This window comes from Glutamicibacter sp. JL.03c, from assembly GCF_025854375.1.
Classification (GTDB): Bacteria; Actinomycetota; Actinomycetes; order Actinomycetales; family Micrococcaceae; genus Glutamicibacter.
This window is the reverse complement of record NZ_CP107575.1, coordinates 508114-523444: the sequence shown is the minus strand read 5'-3', so window position 1 is coordinate 523444 and position 15331 is coordinate 508114. Positions and strand designations below refer to the sequence as shown.

Annotated in this window: 12 protein-coding genes; 3 read left to right on the top strand and 9 right to left on the bottom strand. The window is 63.1% G+C overall.

Features of this window, described 5'->3' with window-relative positions:
- Nucleotides 1-51: 51 nt before the first annotated feature.
- From OF385_RS02450 to OF385_RS02430, 5 genes are all read right to left on the bottom strand, one after another.
- Nucleotides 52-1470 carry a GH1 family beta-glucosidase gene (locus OF385_RS02450; protein ID WP_264276828.1) on the bottom strand — a complete coding sequence of 473 codons (1419 nt, stop codon included), beginning with the start codon at nucleotides 1468-1470 and terminating at the stop codon, nucleotides 52-54.
- On the bottom strand, nucleotides 1470-2357 hold the full coding sequence (locus OF385_RS02445; protein WP_264276827.1) for a carbohydrate ABC transporter permease: 888 nt from the start codon (nucleotides 2355-2357) through the stop codon (nucleotides 1470-1472). The genes OF385_RS02450 and OF385_RS02445 overlap by 1 nt, the downstream gene beginning before the upstream one ends.
- Nucleotides 2354-3307 carry a carbohydrate ABC transporter permease gene (locus tag OF385_RS02440; protein WP_264277841.1) on the bottom strand — a complete coding sequence of 318 codons (954 nt, stop codon included), beginning with the start codon at nucleotides 3305-3307 and terminating at the stop codon, nucleotides 2354-2356. Before OF385_RS02440 ends, OF385_RS02445 begins: the two co-directional genes overlap by 4 nt.
- 170 nt (nucleotides 3308-3477) lie before the next feature.
- The gene (locus OF385_RS02435; RefSeq protein ID WP_264276826.1) at nucleotides 3478-4809 is read right to left on the bottom strand and encodes an ABC transporter substrate-binding protein; all 1332 of its coding nucleotides are present in this window, start codon (nucleotides 4807-4809) and stop codon (nucleotides 3478-3480) included.
- Nucleotides 4810-5127: 318 nt separating this feature from the next.
- On the bottom strand, nucleotides 5128-7044 hold the full coding sequence (locus OF385_RS02430; RefSeq protein ID WP_264276825.1) for an ExeM/NucH family extracellular endonuclease: 1917 nt from the start codon (nucleotides 7042-7044) through the stop codon (nucleotides 5128-5130).
- 221 nt (nucleotides 7045-7265) lie between these two features.
- Here OF385_RS02430 and OF385_RS02425 point away from each other — a divergent pair, with 221 nt between their 5' ends.
- Genes OF385_RS02425 through OF385_RS02415 form a run of 3 tightly spaced genes read left to right on the top strand, consistent with a single transcriptional unit; the run spans nucleotide 7266 to nucleotide 10974 of the window.
- On the top strand, nucleotides 7266-8045 hold the full coding sequence (locus tag OF385_RS02425) for an ABC transporter ATP-binding protein (protein WP_264276824.1): 780 nt from the start codon (nucleotides 7266-7268) through the stop codon (nucleotides 8043-8045).
- Nucleotides 8045-10375, top strand: a complete 2331-nt coding sequence (locus OF385_RS02420; RefSeq protein WP_264276823.1) for a YhgE/Pip domain-containing protein — start codon at nucleotides 8045-8047, stop codon at nucleotides 10373-10375. The genes OF385_RS02425 and OF385_RS02420 overlap by 1 nt, the downstream gene beginning before the upstream one ends.
- Nucleotides 10372-10974, top strand: coding sequence for a TetR/AcrR family transcriptional regulator (locus tag OF385_RS02415; RefSeq protein ID WP_264276822.1), 603 nt, complete (start codon nucleotides 10372-10374; stop codon nucleotides 10972-10974). The genes OF385_RS02420 and OF385_RS02415 overlap by 4 nt, the downstream gene beginning before the upstream one ends.
- Here the strand turns inward: OF385_RS02415 and OF385_RS02410 are convergent.
- From OF385_RS02410 to OF385_RS02395, 4 genes are all read right to left on the bottom strand, one after another.
- Nucleotides 10928-12583: an ABC transporter ATP-binding protein gene (locus OF385_RS02410; protein ID WP_264276821.1), complete on the bottom strand. Its 1656-nt coding sequence runs from the start codon at nucleotides 12581-12583 to the stop codon at nucleotides 10928-10930. The genes OF385_RS02415 and OF385_RS02410 overlap by 47 nt on opposite strands.
- Nucleotides 12538-13668, bottom strand: a complete 1131-nt coding sequence (locus tag OF385_RS02405) for a DUF1611 domain-containing protein (RefSeq protein WP_264276820.1) — start codon at nucleotides 13666-13668, stop codon at nucleotides 12538-12540. Before OF385_RS02405 ends, OF385_RS02410 begins: the two co-directional genes overlap by 46 nt.
- A 228-nt stretch (nucleotides 13669-13896) precedes the next feature.
- A complete protein-coding gene (locus OF385_RS02400) occupies nucleotides 13897-14424 on the bottom strand; it encodes a SixA phosphatase family protein (protein WP_264276819.1) in 528 nt (175 codons plus the stop codon).
- Between the two features lie 69 nt (nucleotides 14425-14493).
- Nucleotides 14494-15279 (bottom strand): winged helix-turn-helix domain-containing protein, encoded by a 786-nt coding sequence (locus OF385_RS02395; protein ID WP_264276818.1) that lies wholly within the window; start codon nucleotides 15277-15279, stop codon nucleotides 14494-14496.
- Nucleotides 15280-15331 lie beyond the last annotated feature (52 nt).

Here is a 15331-nt window from a genome sequence, read left to right as displayed (position 1 = left end):
AGATGGCCCGCAGCGACCCCTTATGGGCCTGCGGACCATCATGCTCAGGTGTTAAGCCATTGTACGATTGGCGGCGATCAGGCCCGCGTAAGCGCGACCGCTATTCTTAATGATTCGTTCTTGGGTCTGGTAATCAACGTAGATGATGCCAAAGCGCTTGTCATAGCCCCAGGCCCATTCGAAATTATCCAGCAGCGACCAGACGAAATAGCCGCGCACATCCACGCCATCTTCGAGGGATCGGGCAACTTCATCAAGATGGTTCAAGATGTATTCGCGGCGCTCCTCATCCTCGATGGTTCCCTCCTCGCTGAGCACGTCCGTGTAGGAAGCGCCATTTTCGGTGATGTACAGCGCCGGAAGATTCTCATAGTCACTCTTCAAGCGGTTCAACAGCACGCGCAATCCCTGGGGATTCACTTCCCAGCCCATTGCGGTTCGGGGCAGGTCTCGAGCCGGAAAGGTCACATACTCGCTGCCAACGAACGGCGATGACTTCGCGGAGTCGGTGGGAACCACCGCAGGTGGCTGTCCTCCAGGCAGTGGATGGCCAGAGACATTGTCATCGTGGTAGTGGTTCACACCCAGGAAGTCGATCGGCTGGTGAATGATCTGCAGATCCCCTGGCTGCATCACCTCGGCCAGGCCCAAATGGCTTACGTCTTCCAAAAGGTCCTGCGGATAGCTGCCCTTGAGGATCGGATCCAGGTACATGCGGTTCCATACCGCATCGATGCGGCGGGCGGCTTCCAGATCCGCTGGATCGGTGGGGTCGTTTGGCACAGCGTTAGTCAGGTTGAGCGTAATGCCCAGTTCCTTGGCGCCAAGCTCCCGCAGCCGCTGGGTCGCCAGGCCGTGGGCCAAGTGCTGATGGTGCATGGCGGCCAAGGCCGCTTCGGGTTCTTGGCGTCCCGGCGCATGCTCGCCGGAGGCATAGCCGATCAGCGACGAGCAGAGCGGCTCGTTAAAGGTGGTCCAATGCTGCACCCGGTCGCCGAGCTTGGCGTACACAGCCTCGGCATACTCGACAAACTTGTAGGCCGTCTCGCGATTAGTCCATCCGCCACGTTCTTCCAACGCTTGCGGCAGATCCCAGTGGTACAGGGTCAGCCAGGGCAGGATGCCATTCTCGAGCAGTTCATCGACTAGACGCGAATAGAAATCCAGGCCCTGCTCGTTGACCGTGCGCCCGCCGGGCACGATGCGGGCCCAGCTGGTGGAGAAGCGGTAGGAGTCCAGACCCAGTTCGCGCATCAGCTGAACATCTTCGCGATAGCGGTGGTAGTGGTCTACCGCGACTTCGAGGTTTTCTCCCCCGGCAATGGTCCCTACCTTGCGGGCAAAGGCGTCCCAAACGGAGTCTTCCTTGCCGTAGAGGTGGCCAGCGCCTTCGATTTGCGCCGCCGCGGTGGCCGAGCCGAACAGGAAATGCTTGGGCCAGGCGAATTCTTGAGAGAGGTGGTGAGTCATTAGCCCTTTACAGCTCCTGCCATAATTCCGGATACAAGTTGTTTGCCTGCTACGACGAAGAGTAACAGCAGCGGGATCGTGGCCATCAAGGCGCCAGCCATCACAATGGTGTAGTCGACATATCGAGCAGATTGCAGCTGGCTCAGCGCCACCTGCAGGGTAGGTGTTTGCGGGGCGACGAGCATCGGCCACAGGTAGTCGGTCCACGCGGTCATGAAGGTGAACAGCGAAAGGATCGCCATGGCCGGACGGGCGGCCGGCACGCCAACATGCCAGAAGGTCCCGATCATCGAGGCCCCGTCAACACGGGCGGCTTCAATCAGCTCATCCGGGATGTTGTCCACCAGGTACTGGCGCATGAAGAAGACGCCGAAGGCGGTGACCAGGGTCGGAATCATGATGGCTCCCAGTGACCCGGTCCAGCCCAGCTGCTTCATCATCATGAACATCGGGATGATGCCCAGCTGGGTCGGCACCGCCAGGGTGGCGATCACGAAGACCAGCAACCCCTGGCGTCCGCGGAAGCGCAACTTGGCAAACGCGTAGCCGGCCAGGGTGGCGAAGCTGACCACCGAGAAGGTGATGACCGAGGAGACGATCAGGCTGTTGCCCAGCGCCGCCCAGAAGTCGACGGAATCGAAGACCTCGGCCACGTTGACCCAGAACCGCCCGCCGGGCAGCAGCGGTGGCCACGCCGAGGAGAACACGTCGCCAGTGGAGGAACCGATGACGAAGGAGTACCACAACGGGTAGGTGCTGCCGATGAGGAAGGCCAAGAGGATGCCGTAAGTGAGGAATCCAGGACGGCGATCGGCAGAGAAGTTCTTGCCTCGCCCCAAGCGCACCGGCTTGGGTGTGGCGGGCCGCTGCAAGGTCGCGTTGTTCATTTTTTGCCCTTCCTGGTAGCGAATCGGCGGGATTTTTGCTTGTCCGATGACGAGGCGATGGTGCCGGAGATCAAGAAGTTGATCACGCCGATCACGATGATGATCAGGAACAGCATCCAGGCCACGGCCGAGGCGCGTCCGAAATCGCCGCGGTTGAAGGCCAGATCCCACAGGTACAGCACGGTGGTCTGGTACTGCCGGTCCGGTCCGCCCGGGACCGAGCTGCTGGGGTTGAAGAGCTTGGGTTCGGTGAAGATCTGCAGGCCGCCGATGGTCGCCGTGATAATCACGAAGATCATGGTCGGGCGGATGCTGGGCAGGGTGATGGAGAAGAATCGGCGAATCGCTCCGGCCCCGTCGATGGCCGCCGATTCGTGCAGCTCACGCGGCACCGCCTGCATGGCCGCGAGCAGGATCAGCGCGTTGTACCCGGTCCAGCGCCAGTTCACCATGGTCGCAATGGCCATATGCGAGGGGAACACATCGGTTTTCCATGCGATGGTATCCAGGTTCAAGGCACCGAGCAGGTTGTTGATCAGCCCGTACTTTTCGTCGAAAGCGGTGGAGAAGATCAGTGTCACGGCTACCGGGGTGACTACGTATGGCACCAGCACGCTCATGCGCCAGAAGGTCTTGGCCCGAATATTCTGGTCCAGCATCGCCGCGATGAAGGTCGCAACAACCAGCTGCGGGATGGCGGAGAGCAGGAAGATGCTGAAGGTGTTCAACAGCGAATTCCAGAATAGCGGCGAGGCCAATTCGGCCTTGTAATTATCCAGCCCCACCCAGTCGCCGGCGCCGCCGAGCAGTTCCCAGTCGTTGATCGACACCACGAAGGTATAGATCAGCGGGAACAGTCCGACCAGCGCGAAGAGGACGAAGAACGGGGAGATATAGAGGTATGGCGAGAATTTGAAATCCAGCCGTCCGCGCAGGTGCCGGCGACGCATGGCCCGCTCGGCTTTTGATTCCTCCAGCTTTTCAACCGTGGGCGTGCTGGGTTTTCCGGCCTTTTCTGTCGGCCGTGACATAGGTGTCATGGTGCTCATCAGTGTCGTCTTTTCTACTGCAGCCACCTTGTGCGGGGATTAGCCCGCACAAGGCGGTGGAGGCTATCCGTTTACTTGATTTCCAGTTCCTGCAGCGTTGACAGTGCGCTGTTCCACGCAGCTTCGCCGTCGGTGCCCTTGTCAATGGCGATGGTTGCCGGTCCGAAGACCTGCTCCTGGATCACCGAATCATCTGCGCCCTTGTACTGGGCCTTCACTCCTTCGGCGCGGTGGCCGAGGATCTCGCCGATCGGTGCGCCGTTGAAGAACTTGGTCAGATCGTTTTCGCCGGTCACAGCCTTGGACTTCTGCGCTTCAAGGTTGCTCGGGAAGGCGCCTGCCTCTTCGAAGGAGGTGGCCTGGGAGGCGGCGTTGGTCAGGTACTGGGCCAGCTTCGCTGCCTCGGCGGGGTGCTTGGAGGTGCTTGGCACGGTCAGGAATGCGCCGCCCCAGTTGGCCGGTCCGCCCGGGAAGACATCGGCGAAGTCCCAGCCATCGGAAACGTTGCCGCCGGCACCTTCAACTTGGCCCTTGACGTTGCCCAGCATCCAGCCGGGGCATGGCATGACGGCAAAGGAGCCATCGACAAAGGCCTGGCCCTTGCCCCAGTCCCACTGGGTCTGCCCGGAGGACAGGCCCTTGGATGCGGCGTCCGAGAGCTGGTCCCAGCGTTGGCGCAGTTCGGCATTGGAGTCGATATTCAAGGAGCCATCGGCTGTGTAGTAGCCCTCGTCAAGCTGGTTCACCATGGCGTTCCAGACGAAGCCGGACTGGTCGTAGAAGGCCTTGTCGGCCTTCTTCACGTAGTCTTCGCCCACCGAGAAGAAGTCATCCCATGTGGCGTCTTCGCCGCCGAAGAGCTCGGCAACCTTGTCGCGATCACTAGGCAAACCGGCGGCCTTGAAGAGCTTGCTGTTGTAGCACAGGCCCATCGGGCCGATGTCGGTGCCGTAGCCAATGATTCGTCCGTCAGCGTCGGTGGCCTGCTTGACTTTCCAGTCCACCCAGTCGCCGGAGATGTCGCTGGCGCCGTATTCGTTCAGGTCGGTGAAGCTGTCGGACACGGTCATGACCTGGCCGAGCCAGCCTTCTTCCACAGCTTGGACATCTGGCAACCCGGCGCCTGCTGCCTGCTTGGTCTTCCAGTCGGTCAGAGCGTTGCCGCCGGTATCGATGTTGGTGGCTTCAATGGTGACACCCGGGTTGTCCTTCTCGTACTGCTTGTACAGCGGATCCAGTCCCTGGGTGCCGAAGGTGGTAACGGTGAGGGTGACGGGGTTATCGGCCGAGGCCGGCTGGGCAGCGTCCTTGCTTGCTCCCGATGAGCATCCGGCAGCCAGCAGCGCGATGCTCGAGGTCAGTGCTACTACCTTGGCAAGCCGGGTTGTGCGTGAAGATTTCACGGTGACTCCATTCAAGTTCAGTTCGTGCAAGTGTGGGTACTGCTGAATTTTGAGAGCGCTCTCAAAATGGGGCAAAAAATAATAGGTCCATCCCTGAACCCTGCTTGCCATGGCAATGAAAGCAGCTCCGCTTAACCGTTTTGTGAGCGCTCTCACGAAACGTCTTCAACAATTCTCCACGATGGAACTTTCCTGTCAACCCCCTAATTCCTGCCGCACCCGTTTTGATCAACGGCCACAGCGCCTGCAGGCAAAAAATAACAGTCAGGCATGTCTTCGAGCAGCGAAGTCATGCCTGGCTGTTAGCGCCTGCGGGAGCTAGCCCTTCTTATTCAGCTCCAGTCCAACCAGCACCGGATCGTGATCCGAAGAACGGTACTGATTCGCGGTGAACAGATCGGTGATGTTGTAGTTATGCCGGCTGTACTCGTAGCCCACGGATTCGGTCGCATTGATATTCCAGATGTCCTGTCCGGTGACCTTTGCAGCTAGCTCAGGGGACGCCAGAATGTGGTCCAATGAGCCGCTGAGCCCGTCGTAGACGTAGCTCTGGGAATCGGCGTTGGCACCGAGATCGGTGAACCCGGCCTCGGTCAGAACGCGAATCGGATCTTCCGCGGCATAGGAGTTGAAGTCACCGGCCAGCAGGACCTTTTGCGTGTTACGCGAGGTCTTCAGCTCTTCGGTGAATCGAACCAATGCCCGCGCCTGCTCGACACGGTCTGCATTCCACGCGCCCTGGCCGTCGCCGGAGTCGGCATTGCCTGAACCATCATTCGGGTTGGACCCCTTGGACTTGAAGTGGTTGGCCACTACGACAAAGCGGGTGTTCTGGTTTCCGCCGACTTTCTGGAAGGCCTGGCCCAGCGGGTCGCGGGCATTATCGAAGGCGGCATCGCGCAAGATGACCGATTCGTCAATCGGCTTCACCGCCTTATTGCGGTAGATGATCGCAGTGCGGATGACATCTTCATCGGCTGGCACGGTTTCCGGGCTCGGAACGAAGCGCCACACCTTGCCGCCGGCAACAGCGTTCAGCTGATCAACCAGGTGGGAGAGGGCTGCATCGCGATCCTGTCCAAAGCGTGCGGAGTTCTCGATTTCCTCAAGGACCACCACGTCGGCAGTGAACTTGCTCAACGCGGAAACAATCTTGGACTGCTGGCGCTCGAAGCTGATCGCATCGGCGGCGCCGCGGGCATCGCAGCCCTGCTTCACGGTCAGCGGGTTGCCTTCACGGTCCCGGTAATAAGTGCAGCCCTCAAGCTGATCGCCGGTGGTGGTGAAATAGTTCAAGACATTGAAACTGCCGACACTGAGGTTGCCCCCGACTTCTTCGGGAGCCTCGTTGCTGATCTGCTCGAAGTTCAGCGCGATGTCGGAGTCCTGGGCGCCAATCACCTGGCCCTGCGGCTGCAAGCGCCACAGGTCATAGCGGTAGTCCAGGATCATTGGTCCGGTGAAGGTCGCCGTGGCGCCGACGCTCACGCGCTGCTCGGCATCGATATAAGGCAAGGCAACGGAGGTGTTCTTGGCGGTGCTGAAATTCAACGTGGCACCATCATCAACCACGAGCGCACGCCGCGCATTTTCTTCAGCGAGCGCTTTGGCCTGGGAGCTTCCGGGAGCAAAAACGTCGGTCGGCTGGCGCAGAAGCTTTTCGCCAGGCAGGATCGAGCTGGTCCCCTGGGCCAGGCTCAATTCGCCGTACTGGTTCAGCGAGTAGTTATCCGAGACGGTGAACTCCCCTTGCGGCTCAACGAGCATTGATTCGATCTGCTCGCGTCCTGCCTCGTCGCCAGGCAGGGAGATCGCCAACGGCTTCACGCTTTCGGCCGGCTCGGCTAGCTGCTGAACGCCCTGGGCCTTGATCTGGGTCAGCCCGTAGTATTCGCTGACCGCTCCGGAGACCTGGACAAAGTCGCCTACCTGCACCGAGGAGACCTCGTCAGGAGCATAAACAAAAATTGCCGGGCTGCCTGAGGTGGGAACTTCCACCCCGGTGCCTTCGCTTTGCACATAGAAACCGCGGATCCCGCCCTCGGCATAGGCGCCGGTGACCACGCCTTGCACGGTGACTTGCTGGCCGGACAATGGCGAGCTGCTGCCTGTGCCCTGCACCTGTTCGATGGGGGTGATTTCGACTGTGTCCGCCTGGGCCACCGAGAAGCTGGATACAGCCACGGCGCCGCCGAGCAGAACCGCTGTAATGCGAGTAGTTCTTCTCTTGCTCATATTTTCCCTCTAGCTGATGATCGTTGCGTGACGGTCGGGCCGCCACGATTGATGAGGCCTCGAGGTAATCAAAGTTCGATGAACTACCAATGAACTTCGCACCGCGGTTTTCTACACGCCCCACGAACAATCCAAAAGCATCAAGCGGTTTACGTCTAGAGGTGATTAAAGGAATATTCGCACTAATTGAACTGACCGGTCAGTTCAATTAGTCTGTAGTTGTGCTTATTGCAGATTCAGTCACCGTCAAAGGCCGCCACGAACAGCTAGTGCCGCCCACTTCCCTGAGTGTGCAGCGGGGCGAAGTGCACCTGGTAGTTGCCGACCCGCAGATTTCGCGTACCGCTCTGGCCCTCGCGCTGAGCGGCCGCATGCAGCCCACCTCCGGCACGGTAGCGTGGGGCCATTCCGAGGCACTGAAGACCTTGCGCCGGCATAGCGCGCTGCTCGATTCCCCCCAGGTGAACGAGCCGGAATCCCATATGAAGGTCCGCGACGTGGTTGGCGAGGACCTCGCTTTGATCCCCGGGCCTATTTGGCGCAAGCCGCGAACCAAAAAGTGGATCAGCGAACATGGCTTTGACGACGTGGCAGCGGATTGGGTCGATGCCATTGACCCAGCACGCCGCCTGGAATTGCAGTTGCTCCTGGCCGCCGAAAATCCGCACGTTCAGATGCTGGTTCTCGACTCCCCCGACCGCCACGATCTGCACGACGAGTCGTGGATGGACCTGCTCACCGAATTCGCCTCTTCCCCTCGCGAATTCGCAGTGGTCGCCATCGTGAGCGGCATTCCCTGCGATTGGGACGGTCCGGTCAGCTACCTCGGCCCGCTGCCTGAACAGCCCGAGGAAGAAACCCCCGAAGAGACCGGTTTCGACGGCTTCGTGCAAGAAGAACTGGACCTTGATCTGCCAGAGCCGACGAGCCAAGTGCCGGTCATCGACCAGCCGGCCAGCGAAGAACCTGCCGCTGAAACCAGCGAAGCGAAGGACAATTAATGACGACTTTGCAACTTGCGCTCTCCGAACTCAAGCGCATGACCCGAGGCACCCTGCCGAAGCTGGCGCTGATCGCTTTGACGTGCGTGCCATTGCTCTACGGCGCGCTCTACCTGTACGCCAACTGGGATCCGCAGGGCAACCTGGACAAGGTCACTGCCGCGGTGGTCAACCTCGATGACGGAGCGGAAAAGGACGGCAAGGACACCCAGGTCGGCGATGACGTGGTGAAGAACCTCGAAGAAGACGGGACCTTCAGCTGGGCCCATCTGGGCTCCCGCCAAGAAGCCGAAGACGCGGTAGCCAGCGGCGAGTACGCCTTCGCGCTGGTGCTTCCCGATGACTTCTCCGCGGCTCTGGTCTCCCCCGGCGACTTCAAGAAGGCCGACCGGGCCAATCTCGAGCTGCTGACAAACGACGCAAACAACTTCATGGTCTCCAACTTCGCCCGCACCTTGGCCGCGGAGGTGCGCAATTCGGTCTCCGAAGAAGTCGGGACCGAAACCGCCTCGGCCATGATCGCCGGATTTGTGGATATCCACGATTCCATGGGCGATGCCGCCGACGGCGCCAAGAAGCTCTATGACGGAACCCTGAACCTCGGCGATGGAGTGCTCACCCTCGCCGGCGGCACGACCAAATTGGTGGACGGCAGCAGCGATCTGAGCGATGGCACCGTCCAGCTCAAGGACGGCACCACGCAGCTTTCCGGCGGCCTGGATGACCTGCTGGCCGGGCAGAAGAAACTCAGCACCGGCGCCAATGCGCTGGCCGAGGGCACCGGAGCGCTGGCCACCGGCGCCGACAAGCTCAATCAGGGCCTGCAGAGAATGCAATCGCAGACCTCCTCGCTGCCTGGCTCGGTGGGCAAGCTCAACGATGGAGCGCACAGCGCCAAGAACGCCGCCGATCAGCTGGCCACCGGTTCGCGCCAGGTCGCCGACGGCAACGCGCAGCTGGCCAGCACGGCGGATGATGCGATCTCGGTGATCAAACAGCTGCAATCCGACACCGATGCGCAGCTGGAAAAGGTCAAGAGCGACTCCCAAGCCCAGCTGGACGCGCTGGTCGCCGACGGCACGCTGACCCCGGAACAGGCCAAGACCATCAAGGCCACCATCAGCCAAAGCGTCGAGGGCTCCTCGGTGCCCGACGCCCTGGATGCCAAGGTCAAGCAGGTGAACTCAGGCCTGTCGGGACTGCAGACCCAACTGCACACCCTGGCCGACGGTTCCGAAAAGGTCGCCGACGGCAATCAGCAGCTGGCCAGCGGCCTGGGCACGCTGGCCGATGGCACCAAGAAGCTGGATGCCGCAGTTCCCGCCCTGGTCGATGGCATTTCCACCGCCGCGGACGGCTCGGCCAAGCTTGCCGCCGGCGCGCACAGCGCAGATGACGGGGCCCGGAAGCTGGCCGATGGCGAGAAGTCGGCGCTGGCCGGCACCTCCCAGGCCGCCGACGGCGCCAAGACCCTCGATGACGGCGCCGGTTCCCTGGTGGATGGCAGCGATCAGCTGCACACCGGCCTGGTGCAGCTCTCCGACGGCGTGGGCGACCTCTCCGATGGAGCGCAGCGGCTCGAGGACGGCTCCGGCGACCTCTCCAACGGCCTGAAGGATGGCGTCAAGGAAGTCCCGAACCCTGATGAGAAGACCAGCGACCAGCTGGCGGACGTGATCGGCTCCCCGGTGGCCCTGGATAACGTCAAGCAGACCGCTGCCCAGTCCTACGGTGCCGGCCTGGCACCGTTCTTCATGACCCTGGCGACCTATATGGGTGTCCTGGTCCTCACCCAGGTGATGCGCCCGATCACCAAGCGCGCCCTGCTCTCCAACGGCAGCAATTGGAAGATCTCGATCGGCGGCTGGCTGCCCTTCGCGGCGATCGCCGTGGTGCAAACCACCCTGCTCTACGCGGCCGTGCACTTCGGCCTGGGCCTGAGCACGGCGCACCCGTGGATGGCCTGGCTGCTGCTGGTGCTCGCCGCGCTGTGCTTCAGCGCCCTGATCCAGGGGTTCTTCGCCCTGCTGGGCACCGCCGGCAAGTTCCTGGTGCTGGTGCTCATGGTCCTGCAGCTGATCACCGCCGGAGGCACCTTCCCTTGGCAGACCCTGCCCGAGCCATTGCAGTTCCTGCACCAGATCCTGCCGATGGGCAATGTCGTGCTCGGCCTGCGCCACCTGGTCTACGGTGCCGATCTGGGCGTCATGTCCACGGTCATCGCCTCCCTGCTGGCCTACACCGTCCTCGGTTTGCTGTTGAGCATGCTGGCGGTGCGCAAGAATAAGACATGGACCTTGAAGACCCTGCAACCGGAGCTGAAAGAATGACCCACCCCGCCAGCCAGCGCCAGCGAGTGCGCGCCACCGATTCCAAGGAACGGCTTTTCGAGGCCGCCATGACGCTATTGGGCCACCGTGCGCCGGAAGCCGTATCGGTGGACCAGATCGCCGCGGCGGCCGGCGTGTCCAAGGGCACCGTCTACTACAACTACGGTTCCAAGGACGAGCTGATCAGCCAGATCCTCGACTTTGGCGCGAACAAGCTGCTGGACGAGCTCGCTCGCGTGGCCGCGGGGCCCCACCCCTATGCGGCGCTGAAGCATATGGTGGAATTCGCCATGGACTTCGTGGCCAGCTACCCGGCCTTTGTCCAGCTGTGGATGCAGGAGCAGCTGCACGCCGATCTCGCCACGACCACGACATTGCACAGCCGGGTGACGGATCTGCTCCTGCAGGTGCTCGAACGCCTGGTCCGCCTCGATGAGGCCGACAAGCTGCCGGTGGCCACCACAATTTTCGGCGCGGCCCTGTTCACCGCCCGGATGCGGGCCACCCGGCGCGAGGATCTGGCGCGCGATCAGGTCGTCAACGCCGTCATGCTCACCGTTGACGGGCTGCTGGCAACCCGGCCGCGCGCCACGCGCTAGTCGCCTGCAGCCCCGGCAGCTGCCCAGAGCAGACCACCACGCCCCGATAGCCGTTCAACCGCCCGAGAACATAGGCGTATCCGTCGGCCGGCAATCGGGTGAGCAGTTCGTCGAGCACCAGTACCGGCGGTTCGCGCAGCAGGGCGCGGGCCACCAGCAAGGCCGCCTGCTGGCCGCGGTCCAGCGGTTCGCCGCCGCGGCGCAGCCTGGTCTGCTCCGCCTCGGGCAGCGACTGAAGATCCAGTCCGCAGCGCTGTGCCAATTGCAGCGCCTTGTCCATGGCGGAACCGGGATGGCGGTAGCGCAATGCACGGCCCAGGGTTCCGCGCTCGGGCACCATGGATTCCAGCGCCGCGCCCACCAGCTTGCGCCGTTCGGTGGGCGGCAAATCCTCGCTGCGTCCTTCGGCGATCCACACCCCCGCCTGCCCTGGGCCGCTCCGGGCGAAGCTTCCGGTGGCAATGGCCGCCAGCAAGGCCGAGCAGGCAGCGGGCGTGCCGAGCAGCTGGATGCGTTCCCCGGGCTGGGCCCGCAGCACCGGGAAGGCCTCTGGGCCATCGAGCGGCGGATGGATCCGCACAGTCGAGCCCTGCCCCATCAGCTCCTTGGCATTCCTGGTGCTGGCCGGCGCCTGCTGGGCATCTGGCCACTGTTGCTCCTGGGCCAGCAGCGGCGCGATGATCCGGCGACCGGCCTTGTAATTCTGCCGGTACTCCACCGCCTTGCCCCATTCGCCCAAGCTGCCGGCGCAGATCCCCATCAGCGTCAGCGCCGTCGCGACCGCGGCATGCGGCAATCCCGCCACCGTACACGCCCCGACCGCCAGCGCGGTCCCCAGCAATGGCACCGCCAAGGCCGAAGCGCGCAGGGCACCGGCATAGCGGGCACGGTGCACCGAAGCATCCACCACCTTCTGCGCCGTCGCCTGCACCCGCGCCACTTCGCGGTCAACCCCGCCCCCAGAGGTGATCGCGGTCCGCGCCGCCACGGTGTCCGAGATCCGGGCGGCCAGGTATCCGCGGTGCCGCCGCAGGCTCCTGGCGCTGGCGAAAGTCCCGCCCGCCAGCCCCAGCAGGAATACCGCTTCGATCACCAGGGTCAGCCCCAGGCTCGACGCCAGCAGGGGATGCAGCAGCCACAGCCCGATGCCGCTGACCAGCAGCAGCGCACTGCCCGCCACCAGTGGCACCATGCCCTGCACGATCCAGTTGCGAATGGAGGACAGATCGTTGGTGGAGCGGGCGATGGTGATCCCGGCCGATGGACCGCGCACGCTGCGCAGCGCATGGGCGATCAGCCCGCGGCGCAGCTGCGCCACATAGTGCTGCCCCAGCTTCTCGGCCAGCACCCGCTCGAGGTACTTCGCGGCAAAAAAACCGAGAACCAGCCCGATCACCGAGCATAGCGCCGCCATCGTGAACCCGGCAGCCAGCTGCCCGATCAACCAGCTGGCCGCGATCGAGAACAGTCCGGCGAGAATACCCAGGCCCAGCAGGCCCGCCAGCAGCCTCCTGCGTCCCGGCGCATACAGCGGGGGCAGCCGTTCGTCCCGGGCCAAGGGCATCACAGCTTGGCTGGCAGCAGGCTGGCGGCCACCTCTGCCTGGCACAGATCGAAGGTGCCGATCACCGGGGTGGACAGCTGGCCTTGGGCCTCCTGCGCAGCCAGCGGCGAAGCAGTCACCACGCCGCTGACGGCCGCGAGGTCCAGCCCGGCTTCCAGCAGGATCCGCTCGCCGGCCTGCGCGCCGAGCGCATCCTGGGCGCTGAAGAGCACGCGGTCGACGTGCTCGGCAAAGATCGGATCGGCCAGCAGCCGCGCGGTTTCGCCTTGGAACAGCCCGTCGGCGATCTCGATGACCACCGCGTCGGCGCCGGTGGCGCTCTGTTCGCGGATCATCGCCACCAGCAGCGAACGCACCGTCTCATAGTCCAGGCGGTAAGTGGTCGGGTAGCCGAAGTCGGTGAAGTCGCAGACGCTGAACGCGCCGGCATCGGTGAACAGGTCCGGGTCGTTGCCCGCGCCGGTGCCGGTGGCCTTCCCGGCAGCCACCTTCAGCCCGCCATTGACCAGCCCGTTGACCAGGCAGCCCAGGGTGGTGGACTTGCCCGAATTCATCGATGTTCCCAGCACCGCGATCACCGGCGGGCGCATCTCGCCGAGCTGCGCAGCCTGCGGCGATTCGTTGTTGATATCCAGCGGCGCGAAGTCCGAGAGGTTGACCACCTTGCCGTGGCGCATCAGCAGGCCCACCGGCTCAAGCTGGGTGGCCTTGTCGATGGATGCGTGCTGTTCGATCACTTCGCTGGCCACGCCTCCCCCGGCGACCAGCTGGCAAGGCCCCAGAGCATCCGGCACGTGGGCGAGGAACTGGTCTGGCGCGTAGCGGTGGCCGTAGGCGACCATGATTTCCTGGCCGGCGAACAGCAGCTGGCGGCGCGATACCGGGGACTGCAGCCGGGTGTGCTTGCCCAATTCGGTCACCGAGGCGATCACGACGTCCCCGGGTGCCGGAACCAGCTGCGCCCGGCGCACGATCTGGAAGTCCTGCGGGTTGCGCTGCAGTTCGGCGGCGACAAAACGGGTGGTGTACGCGGCCCGGATGGCCCGGGCGCGAGCTGCGTCGATATGCTCCTGCACTTCGCTGCGCGCGGCGGTGCTCTGAACTGGAAGTGATTCTGCGATGACGGCCATGGTCCCATTCCTCTTTCACACAAGACCCGGGGCACCTGGTGGTGTTCCGGCGTTGGCTGTGGCGCCAACGGTTCTCAGTGAAGCGAGGGATGGTTAACCGAAGATGAACTACCCCTGAGGTCTTCCGGGGCAATCGATGAGAGGGTTTTCATCTCCTTCTCATAACCCCAGCTCATCCGAATAACGCAGTTTGACTAGTGCATAAGAAAAAACTCGGTGAGAGTTCTCTCATGCGGGCCGTGGGGCGAGGAAATGCGTCACCCTAGCGTCGCGAGCATCCAGGTGGGAATACGGATGGCTGGTTTCCAGCACAGCTGTTCCCAGGGTCGGATAGTTCATCGCCAGCTCGTAAACGGCTTCCTCGTCGGAGTCGACCGAGGCCAGCCTCAGGGCCAGCTCCTGGAGGATCGGCTGGTGCCCGATCACCAGCAGGTTGCTTACGGTTTCGGGGACCTCATTGATGATGGAGCACAGCTGCGCGACGCCCGCGCCATAGATCCGCGAATCCACATAGGGCGTAGGCCCCTTCTCCCCCAGCTCCGATAGCACCCACGCGCAGGTGGAGCGCGCCCGCAGGGCATCCGAGCACAAGATGTAGTCCGGTATCAGGTCATTTTCCACCAGCCATGCGCCGGCCGAGGGCGCCTCGCGGTGTCCGCGGGCGGCCAGCGGCCGTTCGTGATCGGCAACGCCGAGGGGATAGTCGGCCTTGGCATGGCGCATCAAGATGAGCTTGCGCGAATGAATGGTGTTCATCTTCCCAGCTTAAGACAGCAGCGGCGGGCAAACCGAATATGGTTTGCCCGCCGCTGCAGGGTGATCAGATTAGATCGAGTATTCAGGTGCTGCCCAAACGACAACTTCCGGGTGCTCGTAGAAGCGGTAGCCCTGGCCGCGTACGGTGCGCACGGTGTTGGCCAGGCGGCCCAGCTTGGAGCGCAGTCGGCGGATGTGCACGTCGATGGTGCGCTCGTTAGGCACTTCTTCGGCATTGCGCCACAGGTTCTCGAGCAGTTCTTCGCGGCCTACGGTGCGGGTGCCGTTTTCCACGAGGAAGTTCAGCAGCTCGAATTCCTTGAAGGTCAGGTTCAGGGTGTCGCCATCCAGGTACACTTCGCGGCGCGACAGGTCGATCAGCACGCCGGATGGGCGTGGGGTGCTCGGGCGGGCTTCTGCGCGTGGGCGGCGCGAAGCAGTTGGGTCCCCCAGCGCCTGGCGGACCACGTCAATTGGCTCGCCCTGGGCGCTGGTTGGCGCCAACGCGACTGCCGCGTGGGTCTGAGCCTGTGGCGACAAGGTTGCCAGGAAGGCGCGAACCTGGGTGGCCAGCTTGCCCAGCGAAGTTCCCTGCGCCTGGGCGGCAGCTTCATCCAGGCCTACATACAATACGAAGCCGCGGGCCGAGGTGTCGGCGCTGGCCTGGCCTGCAGGCTGCACCGGGGTGCTGGCCGGCTGATGCGTAGCTTCACGAGTTTCCTGGACGCTGGAAACTGCGCGCAGTGGGCGATATCCCGCTGGTGCATAGTTGCCAGCAGCCTGGCGCTGTGCAGCAGCCGCGCGGTTCTGCGCGTTGCGAATTGAAACGTGGACGTATCCGGATCCAGCCGACATGATGTTTTCCTCTTTTAGTGCGAAGGCCAAGTGGCTTGGCGCTCGTGCTTCG